Raw genomic sequence first — 24,235 nt, forward strand, 5'->3', positions numbered from 1 at the left:
CTTTCAAAAGGTCATAGCTGACTATAAAATAAATTTTCGGGTTGTTATAAGTGAATGAAAAACAGGAAGGAATTGATCTTTAAACGCAGAATTTTTACCGCATTGTATACCTGTTGTTTAACCGTTTTATCGGAGATATTCAGCTGCTCCCCGATTTGCTTATAGGACAGCCGGGTATCGCGGCTCAGCTCAAACACTTTACGCATTTTTTCAGGCAGGGCTGCAATTTCTTTTTCAATGATCTGACTGAGTTCCCTTGCGCGGATGGTTTCATCGGTAATGTAGTCTCCCTTTTCGGCAAACTCCCGAATGAATTGCAGGTATTTGTTTGCTACTTTTTTATGGGCAATGTAATCGAAGATCCTGTTGCGGACAGATTGAAATAAATAAGCAGTTAAGGAGACAGTAATCTGCAGAGACTCGTGCTTTTGCCAGATGTCGAGGAACAATTCCTGTATAAAATCGTTGACAGCTTCATGATCGCTGAGGATGTGAAAAGCATGGCGGTAGAGTAAGATCTTATAGCGTTCAAAGATTTCAGTATAGGCCAATTGATCGCCTTTGTTCAAAAGGGCAACCAATTCAAGATCGGTGAGTGCGCTATACTTTACCATATTGAAAGGCCTTATTGCAATGTCGCAATAATTTGCGAAATTAATTTCAATCCACCAACCATATATTACGGATTTGTGAACTTTGAACAATCGATTGCAATAAAAAAGCCCTCCCGAAAAATTGGGAAGGCTTGTTGTTTATGGGTTTGATTGTCACCTACTTTGGTAATTCGTCAGCGACTGCATCATGCCAGTCAGTCCACATAGAGATGCCGGCATCATAACCGCTGTATCCTTCGTTCTGGCGAAGGGGGTTGCCGCCATTGGCATTGATATCGGTCTGTGGCACCGGCCAGTTGATGTTCTTTGCAGCTATGGTGTACGCACGGTTCTTCACCATTACTTTTCCTTTGTTATAAAATTCGTTGTCGTGTTGAAGGCGTTGGAACCAATAACTGTTTTTCGCCAGGTCCTCTACCTGGTAAGTATTACCCCACTCATCAGATTTACCACTTAGCGCCAGAGAATAAGATACGCGGCTCAACTCTGCAAAGCGAAATTCTTCCATATTCAATTCACGGGCGCGTTCATCCATGATGTCGCCTATGCTTACTGCCGCATAGAGTTGCGTACACTGTGCGCGCTGTCTGATCCTGTTTACGTCAGCTGTAGCGCCGGCGATATCGCCTTTATAGAATTTTGCTTCGGCACGCAGCAGGTAAGTTTCGGCCAGGCGATAACAATACAGATCTCCCGCACCACCGCGGTGATTGAGTTCGTTCACATTACCTGTTTCATTTACATCTTCAATATAATACTTGTAATGGGGCCAGTCGAACCAATTACGGATGGTATCGGTGCACAACAAGGTGCTCCCATTATACAGGCGAAGGTTTTTACCATAGAAGCCAGTAGCGGCGGGATCGTTGTATTTAAGCGAATCCATCCGCGCCCAGTTACCAACGGTACTGTTGTGACGCAGATCGCCGGCATCATTCACCCCGTTTACATACCAAAGTGAATTTTGATGAAAGTAGGTAGGTCTGATGTGCGCAATTCCACGGCCGATCGCGTCTTTATAATCCAATGCAGCCCTGAAGGAACTACTGGACTGTGCAAAATACCGTACTGCCTGTTTCTGTCCATCATAGGTAGTACTAATATTATCAAGGAACGGACACCAGTTACGCATGGAGTTCATCTTGATGCCCATATCCGTATTGTTGCGGTTGGCCATTAACAGGATGGTCTCTTTATTGGCCAGGATCCCTTTGTTCTCGGGTCGGTGCAGGTCCCAGATCACATTACGGGTTACCGGCCACGTAGTTGCATAAGGGCTAACGAAGGTGCCGAAATTGCTTGTCATCAAAGAAAGCCCGGAATTATTGATGAGGGTATCCGCCTGGCCGATGGCTTTGTCCCACTGACCGGTAGCCAGGTAACATTTCAGCAACAGTTGTCGGCAGGAAGCTTTGTTCACGAGCCCTATCAGAGTCATTTTTACCTGGTCGGGTACCCACTGCACCGCATTCTCCAAATCCTGGGTGAGCATTTGCAGAATGGCTTCGCGTTTAGTACTCTTATAATCCACCTTGGGTCCCGTCAGGATCCTTGTTATTAGCGGAACATCTTTGAACCGGAAAACAAGGCCCATATAGTGAAATGCACGATGGAACAAAGCCCGGCCCTTGTATTCATTTTTAGTAGTATCTGATATGCCTGTCACATTATCGATGTTGTTCAGGATGGTATTGGCATATTTGACACCGTTAAACGCCTCTGACCAAAAGTAACCGACACGCTCAGGCTGATCGGTAGGCGTAAGCCGGGTAGCGATGTCGATAAAAATGTTTCCGTCATCTGTTTTACTGGCTACCGCTACATCACTGAATATATAATCAGTACTGATTGGCAGTCCCAGATCCTGATATTCATAATAAGTCCAGTAAGCACGGAGTGTTTTATCGCACATAGCCATGGCAGCATCCAACCCCCCCTTTGTATTGAATGTTGTTTCAGGGATGTAAATCGACAGCGGATCGGGTGCCAGGTAATCTTTCTTACAACCCGACAAACCTGTTATCAACGCAGCACACAGTAACAGGGTCTTTGAAAAAGTATTCCTTTTATTATAGTTCGTTTTCATTACGCTACTCCTTTAAAAATTTACGTTTAATCCGAATGTAACAATCCTGGGCGCCAAACTATTCCGGTATTCATTGGTGGAAGTTATGGTAAAGGTTTCCACATCGCCATAATTCCAGTTCTTGTCTTTTTTCCACAAGGCCGCATTGCGAATGTTGGCATAGACCTTTACTTTATCAATACCCGCTTTAGAGATCAGTCTGGAAGGTACTATGTACCCCAGCGTGATGTTATCCAGACGAATAAAACTTCTGTCGTATATTTTACCGGGCGCCGATACACCGGCAGGTCCTCTGGAATCGAGACGGGCCACATTGTTTGTAGGGTTATCTACTGTCCAATAGTCTTTTTGCCAGATGTTGGCCATGTTGGTAATCAACGAGGTATTGTTATCCTGGTTCAGGTACAGGTTAACAATGCTTTTGTTTCCCCAATAAGAATACATGTTGAATGAGAAATTGAAATTCTTCCAGGTAAAATCGTTGCGTAATGACCACATGATGGGCGCAGCTGTTTGACCCAGGAATTCCTTGTCCTTATCGTTATAGGTGGGCGTAACAGTACCATTGGCATTCTTCACATCATCGTCGGTATAATTATTTGCCACTTTAGGATCGCCCGGACGCTGGCCATATCTTGCCGCCTCTGCGGCTTCACTGCCCTGCCAGATGCCGGTTACATTATAGTTCCAGATGGCACTAACTGGCTGCCCAATGAACCACGAGTTCTTCAAATCATCTCTTTCCGTGGTGCTCACCACATTCCCCTGCGCATCCACTACGGCATCATAGACGTAATACAGGTGCTTAATGGTGTTCTTGTATTTCGAAAAGCCGAAGGTGGTGCTCCAGGTAAAATCCTTAGTATGCATATTCTGGGAAGTCAAAGAGAACTCAAAACCTTTGTTCACTACTTTACCCAGGTTGGTAGTAATACTGGTGAAACCGGTAAAGCTTGGCAATCCCCGGTTCATGATCATATCGATCGTAGGCGTTACATAATAGTCGATGGTACCTGTTAAACGGTTGTTCAGGAAACCAAAATCGATACCCGTGTTGAATGACTCGGTTTTTTCCCAGTGCAGGTTGGGATTTGACAACCGTTCTATCCGCAAATACTTGTACTGTACCAGGGCACCGCTGTTATCGAGATAGCCCATAGAGCCTGGTTGCGTTGTAGGCGCAGCAGTCAGGTTAGACAAAGCGAGGTAGGGATCACTCAGCGAGCGGTTACCATTCTGCCCCCACGATACTCTTAACTTACCCAAACTCATCGGTTCCCACTTAAAAAATGGTTCATTAGTAAAGGTCCAGGCGCCTGCCAATGAAATAAAATTCGCGCGTGGGTTGGAATAACCAAATGCCGAATAACCATCCCGGCGGAAGGAGGCGGTGAACATATACCGGTCGTTGTACGTATAAATTAAACGCGCCAGCAAACCATCGGCTGTTTCTTTTACGTCATCAGCATCGTAAATGATCTTAGCCCTGTCGCCAAAAGTTGTTTCATGGTATCCAAGTGCGTCACTTGGCAGAATATTCCTGGCTTCCTGCCTGTCTTTCCACGACTGCTTTTTTTCCGCTTCCTGTACCAGCGTAACGTTTACCCGGTGTTTGCCAAAACTTTGGTCCACGTTGATGGTATTGTTCAGCGACCAGTCGAACCGCTGCGTTTGTTCGCGGTATACCAGACCGTTCGTGGCCTTCCAGTCAGGATTTTGAGAAGATTCAAAATACCGCTCGTGATAGAATTGGTAACGCGGTGAGGCATTGAATGAATAGGTGATATTGAATGGCAGTTTCACCTTGGCGCTGAAAATAGAATTAAATATGGTATAGGCTTTGTCGCGGCTAACAAACTGACGAATGTAATCGTAATTGTAACCGAGGTTGTTTACACTGTTCTCACCCATCGGATGCACCTGCAGTGCGCCGGTATCATCTTTATAAGTCGCATAGGGGGAATTATAAATGATCGCACGGCTCCAGTCTGCGGCCGAATCGCCCTCGTTGCGATGCTGAAAATTGATATTGCCGCTTATGTCTAACCACTTCGTCATTTTGGCATCCAGCTTTATGTTCGAGCGTATGGCTTTGAAAGTATTGCCTTGCACCAACCCCTCGTTGCTGAGATACCCCATCGACATATAATAGTTATAATTGTCAGAACCACCGGAAGCGCTGAGGTTATAATCCTGGTTGGTACCCGTGCGGAAAGTATTATCATACCAATCGAACGATTTACGGTTCAGGTAATTAGTCAGCACGGACCCCTGCAAGGCCAAACGTCTTGCCCAGATCTCGTCATCGCTGGCTGTACCATTGGTACTATAGGCACGCCATTGGTCCAGCGTAATACCCCATTTGGTAAGGTTTTCATCGGTGGGCTGTTCAAAATAGCCGGGCTGGATAGGTCTGGGCGAAATGGCCGTTTGATATGCCTCAAAATTACCGGTGGCGGGATTGACACCATAAGTGCCGGTCTTGTACCAGTCCTTACGGTATTGCATATACCCTTCAGGGCTCATCACCTTCCGGTTGGTGCCCATGGTTTGAATTCCGCGATTGGCAGTAAAATTAAACCGGGGTTTGCCTTTTTTTCCTTTTTTGGTGGTGATGATCAAAACACCATTGGCGGATTTGGCGCCATAAACGGCCGCGGCAGAGGCATCTTTCAAAATGTCTATCTGCTCTATATCGTCGGGATTGATCTCTGATAATTCACCATAGAAGATCATTCCATCCAACACCAGCAGCGGATCGTTGTGGCCTGCATCGGTATATACAGACCGTTGACCGCGGATCTGGATGGAACCGCCGCCCTTAGCCGTAGCATCGAACCCAATAGTTACCCCGGGTGTACCACGAATAATGTCCTGCGTGGTGTTGGGGTTTTGATCACTTATTTTATCAGGCCGTATTTGGGTAATGGAACCGGTGAGGTCTTTCTTGCGCACCTGGCCATACCCGATCACTACCACTTCATCCATGGCCTTTTGACTTACTTCCAACCGGATAGATACTTCGCCTGTTGCCGGCGCCTTAATGGTTTGGGCAACAAAGCCGGAAAATGAAAAGTTGATACTGGCATCAGTGCTTACTTTCAATGAAAAGCGGCCATGCTCATCAGTAGTTACACCTCTTTTCGTATTAACGATGGTGACTGATACTCCCTTAAGGGGTTGATCGGCGGCATCCACCACTGTTCCTTCCAGCGTTCTTTCCTGCGCCAGTGAAACAAATGGAGCTGCAAGCAGCGTTACAATAAACAAGACAATACCCCATTGCCTTGTTTGAAACAGGTTACACATAAAGCGTCGAGTTTTCATCATGAAAATTGATTAGAAAAAATTTTGTCAGTTATGGTTATTTTATTGACGATGGCCTGTAACTATCCGGCACTTTTTATCGTCTTAAGTTCTACATGTTACTTTGAAAACCGGGGTGGATGGAAGTGGAGATACACATCGAATGTACCGGGGTGATGTACTGCCCGGTCAGGTAGCATTAATTTTTTCATACCGCAAAAGTTTTGGTGGTTAAATCCACATTTTGAACCAACCTTAATATGTAATAGGGATGTCGACAGCAAGATACCCGGCCTGCCGCTGATGGGAAGGGGGGCTTTTTTGATAAAAAGGGGGCTTTTTTAACGCATGTGACTACGTCAATAGCCCAAATAAAACTAATTTAAATTTATAACCAACTCATTGCTAACTACCTGGTAAAAAAATTGACGTAGTGCACTACGTCCCGGAACGCGGAAGGATTTTTTCGTTTATGTTATACTGTTTACCCAGATTTTTGCGGTATTTCTCAATATATTCCGAAGGTTTCATGCCAAACAACCGGGTAAAGTGTTCCCTGAAATGTTTGATGTCTCCTATGCCCACCTGGTAGGCCGTTTCATTTATGTTGTAGTTGGAGTTAATAAACAATTCTGCTGCCTTGCGCAAACGTATAAAGCGTACAAATGCGTTCGCTGGCTGCCCACAGACGGCTTTGATCTTTTTATTCATCTTGGAATAACTCATGCCCAGTTCAATCGCCAGGGTTTGAATGGTGAACTGGTCATCATCGAGGTGGTCTTCTACAATAGCAATACAATTATCGAGGAAGGCTTTGTATTCGGCCGAAACTTTTAACGGGTTTTGTTGCAGCGTGATCTCATTATAAAAATACTTCTGCAGGTTGTTTTTGTTTTTTAAAAGGGCGATTACCCGGGCAACCAACAGGTCCTTATCGAAGGGTTTGGTTATATAATCATCGGCGCCTACGGCTACGCCCTGTAACCTGGTATCGGCATCGAAGCTGCCCGAAAGCAGGATCACCGGTATATGCCCCAGGTCATTATCGTCTTTTATTATTTTACACAATTCAATACCCGTCATGCCCTGCATAAACACATCGCTGATGATGATATCAGGCTGGAACCGGCGCGCCAGGGTCAGCGCTTCTTCCCCACCCGGCGCTTCATATACGGTAAATTGTTCTGTGAACAGCGCCGCAACAAACTGCCTGATGGCGGTATTGTCGTCTACGATCAGAATACGCTGGTCTTCAGTAGCCACTGCATGCAGTATAGGCGGATTGACTTTACGTTCCTGTTCCGGTATGGCGGCTGATCCTTCCACCCAATCGTCCCTAAGCACCTCCTGCCCTGCCAATAATTGCAGTTGATCTACCAGTGCCAGCATTCGCCGAGTAAGACGCTGGGTTTCCTGTAAAGCTTCCAGTTTTTCTTTCTCTGTTTCCCTGCTTTGTCGTTCGGCTTTTTCTTTCTCTTCGGTTAAGCGTAGTATTTGCACTTCGTATTTTAAACGGGCTTTTCCCGCTTTATACCACATGCACAAAAACAAAAATATTCCGGCCAGGCAGGCCGCTACCAGTGGATTGATAATAAAAGGAGCAATCAGACAAGCTACGTAATTCGGTTCTCTCATGTGAAATGGTGAGGCAGCAATCAGCCCTTTGGTTCGTTCAGATATATTTCAAAAATAAGCATATTCTGCTATCAAATAATGCACCAACCAATAACAAATCGATAATATGCTCTTCCATATCTTTGGCGATAAAATTTAAAGCGTCCCGATATGGAATACAGAATATTAGGCCGTTCAGGTCTTAAAGTGTCGACAATCACTCTTGGAACAATGACTTTTGGCGGCGCCGGTAAATTCGCGTCGGTAGGTAGTGTGGATGTACCCCTTGGCCGCACCATCATTGATTATTGTATAGAACAGGGTGTTAATCTGATTGACACTGCCAATATTTACTCAGCCGGTTTATCGGAAGAGATCATTGGGGAAATTCTGAATGGCAAGCGCCCCGGTAATGTGCTCCTTGCTTCCAAAGCAAGAATGCCGCTTGGTACCGGCGCTCCGAACGATGAAGGCTTTTCGAGATACCACATCATTCAGGAATGTGAAAAGAGTTTAAAAAGATTACGCACCGACGTAATTGATATTTATTATATGCACCAATGGGATGGCCTTACTCCACTTGATGAAATGCTGGAAGCACTGGATACGCTGGTTAAACAGGGCAAGATCCGGTACATCGGCAGTTCCAACTTCTCTGGCTGGCATACGATGAAAGCATTGAGCACCAGTGCAGCCCACGGCTATCAGCGTTTTGTTACCCAACAGATCCATTATTCCCTGGAAGCAAGGGAAGCAGAATATGAATTATTACCGGTTGGTATCGACCAGGGACTGGGTGCCCTGATCTGGAGCCCCCTGGCCGGTGGCTTACTCAGCGGGAAGTATACCCGCGACATGCAAACCCGTAATGAAGGCCGTTTTGCAGCGGGCTGGACAGAACCCCCAATCCGGGATTTCGATCGCCTGTGGAATATCGTAGATGTGTTGAAAGCCATTGCTGCTGAAAAACAGGTAACACCTGCCCAGGTTGCTTTGGCATGGGTACTGGGTCGCGCGTCTGTTACTTCTTTGGTGATCGGCGCCCGTAACCTCGACCAGGTAAAAGATAACATCAAGGCGGCTTCGGTAACCTTAACAGAAAAGGAAAGAGAGCGTTTAAATGAAGTGAGCCGCTTGCCTATGCTGTATCCTTACTGGCACCAGGCTGCGCTGGCAAAGAACCGGTTAAGCCCGGCTGATAAAATTTTACTGGACGAACATATCTGATTATGAAGTAGGAAGTAGGAAGTAGGAAGTAGGAAGTAGGAAGTAGGAAGTAGGAAGTAGGAAGCTCGCGAATTTTCTTTCTTCCTACCTCCTACCTCTTACCTCCTACTTCTTCCCTCCTATTTCTGATTGATCGGTGTTTCTATGATCAAAAACTCGCTGGATTCCCTGCACTCGATCTCGAAATGAGACGTATCCCAAATTCCCAGCGCATCCCTGGTAAATACCGGAATGCGGTTAACCATTATATCGCCGGAAATAACAAACACAAACACACACATATTTTCCTTGTTAAGGTTGTGCCTGACTATTTCATTTTTATCAAAGGCCCCCAGTAACAATTTTGCATTCTGATTGATCCAGCAATGTTTTAATCCTTCTTCGCCGGAAATAATAGTGGTCAGTTTATTTTTCCGGCTTTCAACCGGAAAACTGCGTTGCTGATAACGAGGTATAATATTCTGCTGTTTGGGTTGGATCCAGATCTGGAGAAAATTCACGTCTTCCTCGCCGATATTATATTCCTCATGTTTCAAACCGCTGCCTGCACTCATGATCTGCACACCGCCTGCTTCAATTACGGTACTATAACCCATCGAGTCTTTATGATTCATTTTACCCTTCAGTAAAATAGAAATGATCTCCATGTTTATATGCGGGTGAACGCCAAACCCTTTTCCAGGTTCCACATAATCGTCGTTAAAAGCAACGAGAGTGCCAAATGCACTTTTTAATGGATGATAATAATCGCTGAAGCTGAAATAGAAATTGCTTTTTAACCAGCCAATATCTTTCTTACCTCTTTCTTTACCACTGAAAAAATGAGTTTGCATAACAAGTATTAAATTATAAAATAGAAAGGTACCTATTTTCCCCGCCTTTTAAACAAACAAAAAAAAGCCTTTTAAACAAAACAGCCCGGCATCATTCTATGCCACCTTTGTATACGAAAAAACAGTGGATATGGAATCAATACAACATTTACAATACCCTGTCCAGTCAGGGTTTAATGCAGCCTCCACTACAGATGAGGTTATCGCAGGCATCGATCTTACGGGAAAAACAGCTATCGTAACAGGCGGTTATGCCGGTATTGGGTTGGAAACCGTAAAAACTTTTGTCCGGGCCGGGGCACAGGTAATTGTACCGGCGCGGGATCTGGCTAAGGCCCAGGCCAATTTGAAGGGCGTTGAACGGGTAACCATCGAAACTATGGATCTTATAAACCCATCTTCGATCATTGCTTTTGCCAGCAAATTCCTGGCTCTGAACAATCCCCTGCATATACTGGTTAATAATGCGGGTATCATGTGGACGCCCCTGCAGCGCGACGCCCGCGGTTACGAATCGCAGTTTGCCACCAACCACCTGGGCCATTTTCTGCTCACCGTACACCTATGGCCGGCTTTAAAAAACGCCCACGGGGCAAGGGTTGTCAACCTTTCTTCACGTGGCCATTTTGCTTCGCCGGTGCATTTTGAAGACCCTAATTACGAACACAGACCTTATGATCCGCAAACGGCATACGGACAGTCGAAAACGGCTAATATTCTTTTTTCTGTTGAACTGAACAAACGGGCACAGGCTTACAACGTGCGATCGTACTCCGTACACCCCGGCGCCATAGTAGATACCGACCTGAAAAGAACGATGTCGATGGAAAAACTGATCGAAATGGGTGTGGTGGATAAGGATGGCAACCCGGTACATGACATCTCCAGAGGGTTAAAAACAGTTGCGCAAGGCGCTGCCACCTCAGTATGGTGCGCAACCAATCCTATACTGGAAGATAAAGGCGGCGTATATTGCGAAGACAATAACATTGCCGCACTGCACACCGGCGGGCAGGATGTCAGTGATTCGGTAAACAGAACAAGGTTCAATGCCAAAGGTGTAATGGAGTATGCCATCAATGAAACCAATGCGAAAAAATTGTGGACGTTAAGCGAGCAGTTAACCAATAGCTCCTTTAATCTATAAGTAACATGGGACAACCGGAAACGTTATATCAAAGCAAGGTATTCCTATCGTGCAAGCGGGAAAAAGAGTATACCCGTGAACTGGTGCTCGACCAGCACGCGCTTTCGCATATTGTCACTGGCATTTTTTCCATTACCGATGCCCGGGCAACCTACACTTTTCATCCCGGCCAAACCGTCATCGTGCCAAGAAATCTGCCTTTACGGGTAGCCAAAATACCGGCAGCCGATGAACCTTTCCGGTCTGTTTCTATTTATTATTCGGCTGGCATGTTGCAGCAATTTTATGCAGCGCATCCCGTGAATACCACGCCACATCAACCCGCCAATTTTATGGCGATACCGTCACATCCGTTGCTGGAAAGCGTGTTCAACAGCCTCTTGCCTTATTTTGAATTGGAGGATGGTCTGCCGAACGGGCTGGCGGAATTAAAAATACAGGAAAGCCTCACCGTATTGAACAATGTGGCCCCGCAGGCAGGCCAGTTACTGGGTTCTTTGCAGGAACCGGGCAAGGTTGACCTCGTCAGTTTCATGGACCAGCACTTTATGTACAACCTGCCCCTGGAAAAATTCGCCTACCTCACCGGACGCAGCTTAACCACTTTTAAAAAAGATTTTAAAACAGTGTTTAAGGATACACCGGGCAGGTGGTTAACAGCTAAACGCCTGGAGCTTGCCCATTATCAATTATCCATACAAAAAAGAAAACCATCTGATATCTACCTCGATGCGGGATTTGAAAACTTTTCGCATTTTTCATTTGCCTTTAAAAAGAAGTTCGGCCATAGCCCCGCTAATTTGTAAAAAGGCAGAAGAAGGGCAGAAGGCAGAGGGCAAAAAGAAATACATTAAAAAGAAGATCCCAAGGTCAGAAACAACCTTGGGATCTTTATTTCGATATAATCATATATTTGAATCTCTGCCCTCTGCCTTCTGCCCTCTGCCCTTACGGCATCGGCGGTGTTGGCCGCACGGCCGTTAATGCAATCTCTTTCTTAAACATCTTCCCACCGTCTTGTGTCAATCGTAAATAGTAATCGCTTGAACATTTAGTGCCGTCTTCATCGAGCGCCACAAAACCTGAGCCTGCCGGCACATCGTTGGCCGTTTCGGCGGTTTTGGCGATCTGGTTGCCTTCATTGTATTCATCGAACATACTGATATAAATTCCCTGGCAGCCGAGGCGGGTCATATTATAAAACTGTCGCCACATAAAATCGCCATGCGCGCGGTGCCGCGATTGCAGGTCACCCGGTAAAACACATGGCTGATAGTCGATGCCGTTCTTTTTGCAATACGCCAGATCGGGCGTGTTTACGGTTGCAAAGAAATTATCAGCTTCCGATGCTTTTGAAATACGGCCCACCATCCAGGGCGATAACATGTTGAAGGCTTTATATACATCCAGAAAACCCGGGCGCGAATCGCTGGTCTGGTTCAACCAGTGCGTTGGCACGCCACCGATCACATAACAACCCTGGCCTTTAAACCAGTTGATCACATCGAGACAGGCAGTTGTAGTAAAATCATGGTTGTTGTCATTAAAACCAAAACCCCAGATACATACTACAGGTTTTCCATTTTGCTTTGCATAAGCCGATGACTGGGTGTATTGCTTCATTTTGTTTGTCCAGTCGGCTTTGACTTCGGTTTGCATATTCGTCCACCCGCTTACATCGTACATGATGTAAAACTTTACGTTGTATTTTTCTGAAGCCGTTTTTACTTTGGCCGTCATGGCATCGCGTACCGGGCCTTCAATACCATTTGGGTTGAACCGTTGCAGGGCGGCCACATCGATCTTATACTGGCTCATCCACGAGAACTGTATAGCTACCGTTTGATCGCTGAACGAAGAAAATAACTGTGCCGGCTGGCCATTGCCCAGGTTGGCAAAATCGGTATTGAACTTATTGGTGTATTCCCGCACATCGGGCCAGCTGATGAACGCCTTATTGGTAGTTGAGGGCGTAGTGCCCCAGTCCTGGCCCCAATGCCACCAGGCGTTGATGGGAGAGCCGTCGCCTTTGCAGGCAAACCATCCCTGGTAACCCACGGTAATTTTTCCTACTACATCACCGGGTGGTGAAGGCACCGTATCTTCTTTATTGTCGTTGTCATTATTGTTACTGCCGTTGTCATTGCTTTTACTGCAATACACCAGCGTAAGCAGGAAAACGATCAGGATAATGTTGTTTCTTTTCATAGATGTGGTTTTTATTTTTCTACCAGTCTTAGATCATCCAAACCCAATGCCACATCAGCATGCGTTTTACCGGTTGTCCATAAATAAAGCCGGAAGAAGTTAAAGGCGCTGAGTTTGGGTCCGCCGTCGCCGCTGCTTTCGCCGGCATCACTGAAGTTCAGCGTGATTTCATTCCAGCCATTTTTCAAATTGGGCAACAGCGTGGCCAGGTTCCAGGAATATTCGTTTTTGTCGCTTTCACCCGAGCTGGTCAGTTCAAACTGGCCATCAGCTTTTATCTGGCTGATATCGCCAATGTATAACCACATTTTCAATGCGCCATTGGCTTTGGTAAGCCCGGCATTGAGTGCAGCAGGACGTTTGTAAATAAAGTGCATGTAATCTTCCCCACTTACAATGGAAGCTTTCAGCCAGCCCTGCCCTTCTTTGGCCCCTGGCTTTTCAATGGCGCCTTTGTTACCGGCGGTTTCCCAGTTATCGAGGGCATCGGCATTGTTAAACGTTTCCAGCGTTTTGGGTTTTACCCTAAAATGCAGGTCGTCTACACCAATGGCTACATCGCTATGGGTTTTATTGGCCGTCCACAAATAGATGCGAAAGAAATTAAAGGCATGAATATCGGGCCCGCCGTCATTGGATACATCGGCGGTGCTGAAGTTGAGTTTTATTTCGTTCCAGCCGTTCTTCAAACCTGGAATGATATCGGCCAGGTTCCAGGCATATTCTCTTTTATCCGATTCATTGGAGCTGGTCAGCTCAATTTGTCCGTCGTTGTTTTTCAGGTCAGCCACACTCGATACATAGAACCAGAATACAAACTGGCCATTATCAATGGTGAGTTTGGGATCAACGGGTGCCGGGCGTTTATAGATCAGGTGCATATAGTCCTCACCTGTTACAATGGAAGCTTTGAGCCAGCCGGCCCCTTCCTTACCCCCCGTTTTTTCAATAGCGCCTTTGTTTCCGGCCGATTCCCAGTTGTCGATGGCATCAGCCGGGTTAAAAGAAACCAGGGTTGGATCTGGCGGCGGCGGTGGTGGTGGCGGTGGCGGCGGTTTCAACCCGCTGGTGTCGCGGCTTGAATAGTTTTCTTTATTGCAGGCTGTGAGTAAAACAACAGCCAGCAACATTGTGCAAACTATTATAGTTAGATATAGTTTCATTTTTTGCAATTTGAATTTGTTTAGTTAAATGCAGGCCCCCCTCCCAACCTCCCCCCGGTTGGGGGGAGGGGTTTCTTTATTTAGGTATATCGATCTTAATTATTTCCGATAAATTAGAACTCTTGTCGTCGTTGTTAAACCGAACGCCTACCCGCACATAAAAGGTCCTGCCCCTTACTAAATTGGGGATCACAAACTCCGGCGATTTATCGGCGGGCGACATATCGGCCCACTCTTTATTCACCGCAACCTTGTAAACATCTGAATAATCGCGGATGGAAGCGCCCGGCCCTACCAGGGAGGTCGTGTTTACGTAAGGTTGTATTTCAGCAATGGCAGGCATACCGGCAATGGGCGCCTGCATGGTAAAACGAAGCGTTAATTGATTGCTGTCTAACTGGTGGGTGAAACTGTTCAGGTATAAATAAGGCGTGAGGTTGAAATCGTATTTGCTGCCTTTGTCAATATCCATCTCAACCGGTGGCACGGCCCAGAAGGCACCGCCTTTTATGGATACACGGTAATGGCCTTTAAACAGTTTGGAGTTTTTAAAAGAGCCATCCATTTTCACCGGAATGTCCTGGGGTGCTGGTGTGGCGCTCCAGCTCAGCTGTTCCAGCCGGATGGTAACATTACCCGTAGCGGTTTGAATATTGTTTTTTGAACCCTGGTCAACCAGGTTGCCTTCCAAAGAAGCTTCGGGCGCGTCGAAATTGTCTTTTTTCACACAGGAGGCAGCTGCCATCAACATACCTGCTGTCAGAAGTATGGTGCGCAATTGTAGTTTCATATACTAATAATTTGGATTGTTCGGATAGAGATTGGGGTTCTTGCCTAGTTCGCCGCCCGGCATAGGTTCATAATAAAATTTCTTTTCGAAATTGTAATTGCGGCCAAAGGTTTCCGGTTCTTTCAGGATAATGTATTTCTGTTCGTCGAAAACATAGTATGGCATTATTCCCTGAAAGCGGGCGTTGTTCAGGATCACATCGGCAATGCGCCAGCGGCGGATGTCCCACCAGTAGTGGTTCTCGAATGCCAGTTCCTTGCTTCGTTCATTACGCACTACGTCGATGGTCATATCAGCAATGGTCAGGGGCGTTGCACCGGCGCGGTCCCTGATCTTGTTCAAGCAGGCAAGCGCATCTGCGGCCTGACCGGTTTCAATATCCGCCTCAGCCCGGTTCAACAGTATTTCAGCATAGCGGAATTCGATCCAGTGCGTGGTGCTGGTGAAAAGATCTACATCTGCCTGTGGACGGCGATAGTCGATGTACTTGCGTACATAAAAACCGGTGCGGGTGCGTTCATCGCCGGCCGTACTGATACCGGTTTGACCAATAATGGCTTTGCCGTTGTACATCGTATTGGGATCGCCCGACAACAGATAGCTGCGCGAGGCAGCAAGTTTGGCCACCTCGGCGGCAGCCGTACCACTGAAGGCAGGATAGATGCCGCGCTGTACATCAAACGTACGGGTGCGCAGGATATCACCAGGGAAGTAGACGGTTGCTCTTAACCGTGGTTCCAGGCCCTGGAAGGCATCGGTCAATTGACTGTACCGTTTCGGTGTACCATCCGGGTTATTGAAATCCAGCAAACCAAATCGCTCCACATATTCCAGGGTTGGATAGGCGCGCGACAAAGCATTAGCCGTCATCCAGCGGGGTGAAAAAGTAGCATCCCAGCTATGAGCCGTACGACTGGGGATGGAATAATTTCTTACCAGGATGTTCTCGGGGCTTTTTTCATCGAGAAAGGCATCCACATAATTCATTACTTTATCTGAATTGGAAGTATATAAATTGTAATGGCCTTCCAGCAATTTGGCCGCAGCAATGGCCTGGTTGAAATAATCGGCTGCTTTTTCCGGTGCTATGCCAACATACCCCTGCGTACGCGCATCGCCGCTTATGAAGTTCTGCGAACCATAGCGGGCAATACTGCCAGCATACAACATGGCCCGCGACTTTAAGGCAGCCGCCACATATTTATTGGCTCTTTCAGGTGCACTGGTTCCTGATAATAACAGAATGGCCTGATCGAGGTCTTTGCCAATGAAGTTCCAGGTTTCTTCTTCTGTATTGCGGTGCACCTGCAACTCCTCGATGGTTTGTTCGGGATATTTCTGCACTACCTCTACAATAGGAACACCGCCATATCTTTTTGCCAGCGCGAAATAATAATAAGCGCGCAGGAAATAGGCTTCCCCGGTAAACTGGTCTATTTTATCCTGGGTAAAATTGGCGGCATACTTCGGCAGCGTTTCAATAAAATAGTTCACCGCGCGGATGTCGGCATAGGGCCAGTAACCAAAACCACCGCCGATATCCATACCACCCCAGGGGCCCACCATTTCGCCACAGGCTGCACCTGCATGCCAGAAATGTTCCCATTCATGGTGCAGGTTAAAACCCGGCTGGTTGTCTCGCCCGGTAGGCCGGTATGTAAAATCTTCGATGGGTAATTTTCGGTATACCTGGGCCATATATACGTTAACACCCGATTCACTGCTGAAGATCTGATCATCGGTAAGCAGGTTCACCGGTTTTATATCGAGCTTCTGGCAGGATGAAACAACAGCCAGCACAGCTAACAATACTGTAAATAATTTATTATACATGTTCATATGAATCGTTTAGAAGGTAATGGAGGCGCCAACGTTAAAGGTGCGGTTGAGCGGATACTTGTAGCCACCCAAACCATATTCAAAACCGGCACTGGGAATTTTACCCGGGTGCTCCGGATCACTGTCTTTAAGCCCGGTAATGGTAAACAGGTTATAACTGTTCACATACAGGCGGCTGTTTTTGATACCCAGTTTTCCTATCAACGCGGTGGGCAGACTGTACCCTACTTCCAGCGTTTTACAACGCAGAAAGCTGGCGTCCTGTACCGCCTTGGTTGAGTTGTTGATGTTGCCATAGTTATACCCCATGGCGGGGTATTTTCCAGCCACCCATTGGGTGTTGGGATCAAACACATTGTCATCGGGGTTCACCGTATGCCAGCTGTCGAGGAATTTGGTGAGCGAGCTGCGGCCATACATCAGCGGTTCGGCGTATTGTTCATCGTACTGCACCCAAAAACCGGTGGAACCCGCCATTACAGCAGTGAGGTCAAAACCTTTATAATATAACCCAATGGTTAAACCGAAATTGATAAGGGGCAGGTCCTGTACGGCAATGGGATGATTATCGTCGTCATTGATAACGCCATCCTCATTCCAATCCTGCAGGTAATAATCGCCGGGCACCACGTTGTTGTTGCCGCCGCCCGTATTTGTTTTGTAGTCGTAGATCTGCTGGTAACTTCCGAATTGTCCACCATAATCCTTCCCCCACCAAATGTTTTTAAACCGGTTGGTGAGGCCATTGCGCCATTGCTGGTATTCATTAGCGGCGAGGCCCTGGGTTTGATTACGGAAGTAGTTACGGGCATAGGAAACATTGCCGGTAATGTTCATTCTTACGTCACCAATAGTATTGCGATGCGTCAGGGTCAACTCCCACCCTTGTGTTCTGTCGGAGTTAAGGTTTTCCTGCGGAACGGTAACCCCTACGGTGCCGGGAATTACTACCGAACGTTGAGCAGGCAAGCCGCTGCGGTCTCTTCTATATACCTCAATAGAGCCTTCTAGTTTATTATTGAGCAGGCCAAAATCGAGCCCGATGTTTTTAGTAGTGGAGGTAGTCCAGGTAATGTTCTCATTTACCAGCCCCCGGGTTTCGGCACCATTTACAAACACCCCGTTGAACATATACCCCCAAACGCTGTTGTCGTTGGGGTTTACGGTTGGATAGTTGTAACCGGCTACATACTGGAACGCGGCTGCATTATCATCTCCCATTTCGCCATAGGAAGCGCGGAGTTTCAGATTGGTAATGATCCTGGGTGAAATAAGCCGGTTAAAAAAGGCTTCTTCACTGATGCGCCAGCCGGCAAGGAAGGCCGGGAAAAAGCCCCATTGCCCGTTACCGGGTTTGTACTTATTGGTACCATCGTAACGCATCGTTGCTTCTGCCAGGTATTTTCCTTTATAGTCATAGGTGGCACGGCCAACCCAGGAGCGCATGGCAATTTCGGTTACACCGCCGGGCGATGTATTGCCGATCTGGTCAACCGATTCGGCGCCAAACAGGTAATCAACAGGCAGCAACACATTGCGCGAGGCGTAGATGTTATCGTTCTTTGAATGGTTCTCTTCCAGCAAAGCCATGGCCGATACGTTATGCGTACTGTTGAACGAACGGTTGTATTGCAACGACAACTGGCTGAGCGTTTGATAACTGGTACCATATGTACGTGTAAGATTGGAAGGCCCGTTTACATTCGACACCTTGTATTCGTTCGAGTTGGCATCGAATGTGTACAGGTTGTAGGACTTTTTATAATCGCTGTTGTCATCAACGTTCAACCCATAGTTGAACATGCCTCTTGCCTTCAGGCCTTTTACCCCCGGAATATCATATTCAAGGTTCACCTGTCCCTGCAGGTTTTTCTGGGTCCTTTTTCTAAAGCCCACTTTATCGGCGTCGGTAATGGCAACGGGGTTGGCATTATCGGGCATTACGTTCAGGTATTGCGGGTTATTATTGGCGTAGATCTGGTTGATGGGGATCTGGTTCCAGGTATATTTGAAAATGGTCCAAAGGTCCTGGTAAGGCTGGTTCTTTTCATCCATATGGCCAGAGATCAATGCCTGCGCACGCAGGCGGTCGCTGATCTTTACATTGATATTCGAGCGCATGTTCCAGCGGTTGTAGTCGAGGTCGCCCGATTTCAGCAAACCGCTTTGTTTCATATAACCTACATTAAAGAACATATTCACTTTATCGGTACCGCCGGTAATATTCAGGTTGTGTTGTACCTGGGGCGAAGTGGTGTTAAACGCGGCGCCTATCCAGTCGGCGCCTGCATAAGTACCATCCATCCAGGGTTTAATATCGTTGTAGGAATAGGAAGGCGGCTGGTTGCTGATGAAGTTATTGGCGAAATCGCGTTTTGTTTTTTCATTCGTCAGCATCATGTAATCAACCGGCCCCACACCATCGGGCATACCGAGAAAGGTTTGCCAGGCCTGGTTGAAGGAGTACGTAATATCAAACCGGCCATTGCGGGCGCTTCCTTTTTTAGTAGTGATCAGGATAACACCATTGGCAGCGCGGTTACCATAAATAGCAGCCGACGCATCTTTTAACACCGACACGCTTTCAATTTCATTGGGGTCCAGTTTTTCGAAGCCGCCGCGTGGTACGCCATCGATCACCACCAGGGGTGCGGCCCCATAGCCGCGAATATCGAAACTGTTTTCATAACCACCGGGTTCAGCCGTACGTTGGATCATGCGTAAGCCGGGAATTTTTCCGGTGAGCATGTTCTGCACGTTCTCGTTTTTGGTGACCACGATATCACTGCTTTTTAACATGGATACCGAACCGGTGAGGGTGGTTTTCTTTTGCGTTCCATACCCCACCACGATCACATTATCGAGGTTCCGGCTGTTTTCCTCCATAGTAAGGTTGATGGTGGCGCGGCCATTAATAGGAACGGTAATGGCGTTCATGGTAACATGGGAAAAAGAAAGCCGTACGGCCGAGGAAGGAACGGTAATGGAATAACGTCCGCTTTGATCGGACATCACCGAAACGCTGGAATCACCCAATACCGTGATGGTTACACCAGACAACGGTTCTTTTGTTTGCACATGGGTGATCCTTCCTGTGATAGTTTTCTGCTGTGCCAGCACCGCCACAGGAAACAGGCAGGCAAGCAGGAGCTTACAGATAATTTTCATACAACAAGCAATTAGTTTTTATACTGATACCGGCAATTAAGCGCCCACGCCCTAAAAAACTATTAACAAACCCATTAATGCGGTATTAATTAACCCCCTCGCCCCTAAAAAGACCTGTAAGGTCCATCATCGGAACTTGCACAATCAGCCTGGTGCCTGGACCTGACAGGTCTGGTTTGTATCCCTAAAAAAGACCTGTCAGGAGCGCATGAACCTTCTAAATATTCAAATTTCTATGGCGCACCTTACAGGTCTTTATACCATTAATCACTAATTAAGACTTAATTAAGCCTCCACCATTTACTTGCAAGTGCTACCAAATATGAAAAAATGAAATGTATCGCTTTTCCCTTCTGCCTTTTGTTATTCGTTTTATTTGTACCTGGTATTACCTGGTGTCAGTTAAAACACAGCACGCAAACTTTATATCCCAGTTACAAAGGATTGATCATGGCCGGTTACCAGGGCTGGTTCAGGGCCGCTGGTGATGGCAGCGGCGCCAGTCATTTCGCCTATGGCGATGAAAAACGATGCGGCATAGACATGTGGCCCGATGTAAGCGAGTATGAAAAAACCTACCCCACGCCCTGGAAACTGGCCAGCGGGGAAACCGCCCGTTTTTTCAGTTCGTACGACAAAAGCGCCATCGATCTGCATTTTAAATGGATGCAGGACTATGGCATCGACGGTGTTTTTATGCAACGCTTTTTCGGCAATGCCAAACACCGCGACAGGGCATCTTCCACTATTCTTTCCAATGCCCTCAAGGCGGCCTCCGACAAAAAAAGAGCCATTGCCATTATGTACGACTTAAGCGGATTGGGCCGGTCGGGCGAAGATTGCTCGGCCATTATAGAAGACTGGAAATACCTGGTAGACAGCCTGCGGGTAACCAACCAGCCGGGCGCCAAAACCTATGTGCAGTTTAATGGGAAACCTTTAGTAGTGATCTGGGGCATTGGTTTTCCTGACAGGCCCTATGACATCAGGAACATTGGACTGGAAAGACTGCTCGACTTTCTGAAGAACGATCCCGTGTATGGGCATTGCAGCATCATGCTGGGTGTACCCACCGCCTGGCGCACCCTCGATGCCGATTGTGTGCATGATAATTATCTGCATACGATCATTCGCCAGGCCGACCTGGTGCTGCCCTGGACCGTACAACGCTTTTCACCTTTACTACACAACGATATGGACCGGTTACGCGACAATACCATTGCCGACATCAACTGGTGCCGCAATAACCAGATTACGTATGTACCTTGTATTTACCCCGGTTTTACCTGGCATAACCTGAGCAAACATGAATTTCCCGACGATGTAAAACCAGTAGGTTCCATTCCCCGCCAGGGCGGCCGTTTTTACTGGCAGCAGATCTATACCACCCTTACGGCCGGTGCCGAAATGTTATATGTAGCCATGTTCGACGAAGTGAACGAGGGAACAGCTATTTTTAAAGTGACCGATCACCCGCCGGTAAGCACGCAAACCAGTTTTGCAGGCCTGGACGGGCAGCCTTCAGACACCTATTTATGGCTAACGGGCGAAGCCGCCAAACGCCTGCGGAAAGAAAAACCGCTGGAGCCTAAAATGCCGGTGCGGAATTAGTATATAACAGGCTGGTTTTGGCATGAGCATAATTAGATTTTTTTCTTTTTATTTGCTCATGCTGAAACTGGCTTTTGCTTTGCTATTTCTTCTTGGTGGATTGCCTGCTTTTGCGCAGCCCTATGGATTACAATTTTCCAGTCATGAAGTGATTCCGGAAAAACGGACCTCGCTCGACGTAACGGCCAGTGGCCCGTTCCGGCTGACCGGGGAAACCGAGATCTCCTTCGACCTGATGTTCCAGCCCCATAAAAACATCTATTTCGGTTATGTAATGCGGCTGGTCACGGCGGCTAACCAGCATATCGATATCATTTACAACCAGCGTTCGGCAAGTTTTAATTTTGTAAATGGCGAACAGGTTTCCGGTACCCTGGCCATCGATACCGCCCTGTTGTTGAACGACTGGAACCATTTCAGGCTCCGGATCAACACCGATAAAAAGAAACTGTTTTTCAGTATCAATACAATTACCGGCGAAGGGCCGCTGACCATTAAACGGGAAAGCGACTACCGCCTGTATTTTGGCAGCAACAGCTATGAAGGTTTTCAAACCACCGATATTCCCCCCGCCTGTATTAAAGATATTCAGATAGCGAACAATAGAAAGCTGCTGTATAATTTTCCTTTGTCAGAATCGGATGGCGTAACAGCCGAAGACACCAAAGAACACCGGAAAGCAGTGGTGAAAAACCCGGTATGGATAAAACCCCGGCACCAGAAATGGGAAAACGTATATTCCATCAACACGAAAGCCACCGCCAGTGTGGCCTTCGATAAAAAGAAGGAAATAGTATATATCGTTGCAGCAGACTCCTTATTCACCCTGAGCCTTACCAATATGGCCGTACAGGCAATTGGGCTCAATAATAAACGGGACAGCATTCCCCCCGGCAACCAATCGATATACATCCCCCTCACAGACTCTTTATACAATTTTTATATCGACAGCAAACAGGTAAGCCGCTACGATTCAGGCGGCAAACGCTGGAACAATAATTTTAACTTTAAAGACCTGACCGTTTACTGGCAGGCGAATAAATTCTTTTCTGCCTGGGATACCTGTTTATACATCATGGGCGGGTATGGACAACTTCAATACAAAAACCAGGTACAACGTTATCATTTGAACAGCCAGCGATGGGAACCCGTAAAAATCACCGGCGATTTTTTTATGCCGCGTTATATGGCTTCTGCAGGCACCAATGAAACAGGAGATACGGCTTACCTGGTAGGCGGCTATGGCAGCACTTCGGGCGACCAAACCATTAATCCAAGGTTCACCTATGATTTCACCTTATTCGATGTGCGCAGTAAATCATTTCACACGCTGTTTCAATTGCAGGAGCCAACGCGGCAATTCTGTTTCGCCAATCAAATGGTGATTGATGCGCCCACCAATACCTGGTATGCATTGGTGTATCCCACCGACCGGTTCAATGCAGCATTGCAATTGATACAGGGCTCGCTCTACGCCAATACGTATAACCAGCTGGGTGACTCCATCCCCTTCTCCTATTATGACATTGCGTCTTACGCTGATCTGTACTATTGTAAAAGCAGTAAAAAACTGGTGGCGGTCACTTTATATACAGCGAACAACCGGAGTGAAATAAATGTATACACGCTTGATTTTCCACCAGGATCACTTGCCCTATTCACTTCAGCGCCGGCTGGCGCAGAGAAATTGTTTGCCTTTGTTGTAGTTCTATTCATACTGGGGATTTTAACAGTGATAGGTGCCGGCTGGTATTTCTATAGGAAATACCGGTCGCGGTTGAAGCAAAGGTCAGTGATTTCCGTTACCGAACCGGCAGTGGCTGAATTACAGGCACCTACACACCTAAACACCACCTCGGCCATTTACCTGTTTGGTAACTTCGAAGTATACGATAAAGCTGCCCACGACATTACCACCCAATTAACCCCTCTGCTGAAAGAATTATTGATCTTAATAGTCACCCATACCATTCGTACCGGGAAAGGCATTCCACAGGAAAAACTGTTCGAGATCCTCTGGCGCGATAAACAACAGAAAGACGCCAAGAACAATTACTCGGTAAACATTGCCAAACTAAAACCGATCCTCGAAAGCATCGGCGCCTGCCATATCGAGAAGGTGAATGGAAAAATTCAGTTGGTAGCGGAAGAAAATGCGGTCTACATCGATTACCTTACGTTTAATACAATTGTAAGAAAACAGGCCTGCACGCCGGCAGAAAAACAAACCCTGCTGAAGATCCTGGAAAGAGGCTCCTTCCTGAATGAAGTAAATTATTCCTGGCTCGATGATATTAAATCGGAAGTATCCGGGCTGGCCATCGACTGGTTACTCACCCATTTCAACACCCATACGGTTACCGACAGCAGTGTTATTATAAGAATTGCCAATGCCGTATTCCAGTTCGATCAGTTGAACGAAACAGCACTGGAATACAAATGCAAGGCCCTTATTGCCCAGGGCAGATACGGCCTTGCATTGGAAACCTTCCAAAAATTCGAAAAAGAATATGAGCACAGTTATGGCGAGAAACCGGGGAAGAGTTTTAATGAGATAGCTAATCAGTAGTGATAGGCAATGGGCAATAGGCAATAGTGGAGGCTGTAAGCAAATACAAGGCTAAGACCC

At 46.9% G+C, this 24,235-nt stretch carries 15 protein-coding genes; 5 read left to right on the forward strand and 10 right to left on the reverse strand.

All coding sequences use genetic code 11. The features are described 5' to 3' along the window. Positions 1–44 precede the first annotated feature (44 nt). From BMX95_RS18710 to BMX95_RS18725, 4 genes are all read right to left on the reverse strand, one after another. Positions 45–614, reverse strand: a complete 570-nt coding sequence (locus BMX95_RS18710) for an RNA polymerase sigma factor (protein WP_081202513.1) — start codon at positions 612–614, stop codon at positions 45–47. Between the two features lie 157 nt (positions 615–771). Further along, positions 772–2,700: a RagB/SusD family nutrient uptake outer membrane protein gene (locus BMX95_RS18715; protein WP_081202512.1), complete on the reverse strand. Its 1,929-nt coding sequence runs from the start codon at positions 2,698–2,700 to the stop codon at positions 772–774. Positions 2,701–2,712: 12 nt separating this feature from the next. After that, positions 2,713–6,030: a SusC/RagA family TonB-linked outer membrane protein gene (locus tag BMX95_RS18720; protein WP_242673191.1), complete on the reverse strand. Its 3,318-nt coding sequence runs from the start codon at positions 6,028–6,030 to the stop codon at positions 2,713–2,715. Between the two features lie 414 nt (positions 6,031–6,444). Further along, entirely contained in the window at positions 6,445–7,641 is a 1,197-nt protein-coding gene (locus tag BMX95_RS18725) for a response regulator (protein ID WP_081202510.1), read from the reverse strand. 150 nt (positions 7,642–7,791) lie between these two features. On the opposite strand from BMX95_RS18725, the gene BMX95_RS18730 reads away from it, so the two are divergent. Beyond that, a complete protein-coding gene (locus BMX95_RS18730; RefSeq protein ID WP_081202509.1) occupies positions 7,792–8,847 on the forward strand; it encodes an aldo/keto reductase in 1,056 nt (351 codons plus the stop codon). A 119-nt stretch (positions 8,848–8,966) separates the two neighbouring features. Here BMX95_RS18730 and BMX95_RS18735 read toward each other — a convergent pair whose 3' ends face one another. Beyond that, the gene (locus BMX95_RS18735) at positions 8,967–9,680 is read right to left on the reverse strand and encodes a pirin family protein (protein ID WP_081202508.1); all 714 of its coding nucleotides are present in this window, start codon (positions 9,678–9,680) and stop codon (positions 8,967–8,969) included. A gap of 130 nt (positions 9,681–9,810) precedes the next feature. Here BMX95_RS18735 and BMX95_RS18740 point away from each other — a divergent pair, with 130 nt between their 5' ends. Then, positions 9,811–10,827 (forward strand): SDR family NAD(P)-dependent oxidoreductase, encoded by a 1,017-nt coding sequence (locus BMX95_RS18740; protein WP_081202507.1) that lies wholly within the window; start codon positions 9,811–9,813, stop codon positions 10,825–10,827. 5 nt (positions 10,828–10,832) lie between these two features. Beyond that, positions 10,833–11,633 carry a helix-turn-helix domain-containing protein gene (locus tag BMX95_RS18745; protein WP_081202506.1) on the forward strand — a complete coding sequence of 267 codons (801 nt, stop codon included), beginning with the start codon at positions 10,833–10,835 and terminating at the stop codon, positions 11,631–11,633. Between the two features lie 142 nt (positions 11,634–11,775). On the opposite strand, the gene BMX95_RS18750 is transcribed toward BMX95_RS18745, so the two are convergent. The 5 genes from BMX95_RS18750 to BMX95_RS18770 form a co-directional block, all read right to left on the reverse strand. Then, positions 11,776–13,035: a glycoside hydrolase family 99 protein gene (locus BMX95_RS18750; RefSeq protein WP_081202505.1), complete on the reverse strand. Its 1,260-nt coding sequence runs from the start codon at positions 13,033–13,035 to the stop codon at positions 11,776–11,778. 11 nt (positions 13,036–13,046) lie between these two features. Continuing rightward, positions 13,047–14,198 (reverse strand): hypothetical protein, encoded by a 1,152-nt coding sequence (locus BMX95_RS18755; protein WP_133053984.1) that lies wholly within the window; start codon positions 14,196–14,198, stop codon positions 13,047–13,049. A 76-nt stretch (positions 14,199–14,274) separates the two neighbouring features. After that, positions 14,275–14,988, reverse strand: a complete 714-nt coding sequence (locus tag BMX95_RS18760; protein WP_081202503.1) for a DUF3823 domain-containing protein — start codon at positions 14,986–14,988, stop codon at positions 14,275–14,277. Between the two features lie 3 nt (positions 14,989–14,991). Next, positions 14,992–16,827 (reverse strand): RagB/SusD family nutrient uptake outer membrane protein, encoded by a 1,836-nt coding sequence (locus tag BMX95_RS18765; protein ID WP_081202502.1) that lies wholly within the window; start codon positions 16,825–16,827, stop codon positions 14,992–14,994. A 9-nt stretch (positions 16,828–16,836) separates the two neighbouring features. Further along, positions 16,837–19,995, reverse strand: coding sequence for a SusC/RagA family TonB-linked outer membrane protein (locus BMX95_RS18770; protein WP_081202501.1), 3,159 nt, complete (start codon positions 19,993–19,995; stop codon positions 16,837–16,839). Positions 19,996–20,325: 330 nt separating this feature from the next. On the opposite strand from BMX95_RS18770, the gene BMX95_RS18775 reads away from it, so the two are divergent. Together BMX95_RS18775 and BMX95_RS18780 are read left to right on the forward strand one after the other, a co-directional pair. Further along, positions 20,326–21,606: a glycoside hydrolase family 99 protein gene (locus tag BMX95_RS18775; protein ID WP_081202500.1), complete on the forward strand. Its 1,281-nt coding sequence runs from the start codon at positions 20,326–20,328 to the stop codon at positions 21,604–21,606. Positions 21,607–21,628: 22 nt separating this feature from the next. Further along, on the forward strand, positions 21,629–24,175 hold the full coding sequence (locus tag BMX95_RS18780) for a hypothetical protein (protein WP_081202499.1): 2,547 nt from the start codon (positions 21,629–21,631) through the stop codon (positions 24,173–24,175). The last annotated feature ends 60 nt before the right edge of the window (positions 24,176–24,235 follow it).

It is taken from the genome of Niastella yeongjuensis (genome assembly GCF_900110245.1).
GTDB classification, from domain to species: Bacteria; Bacteroidota; Bacteroidia; order Chitinophagales; family Chitinophagaceae; genus Niastella; species Niastella yeongjuensis.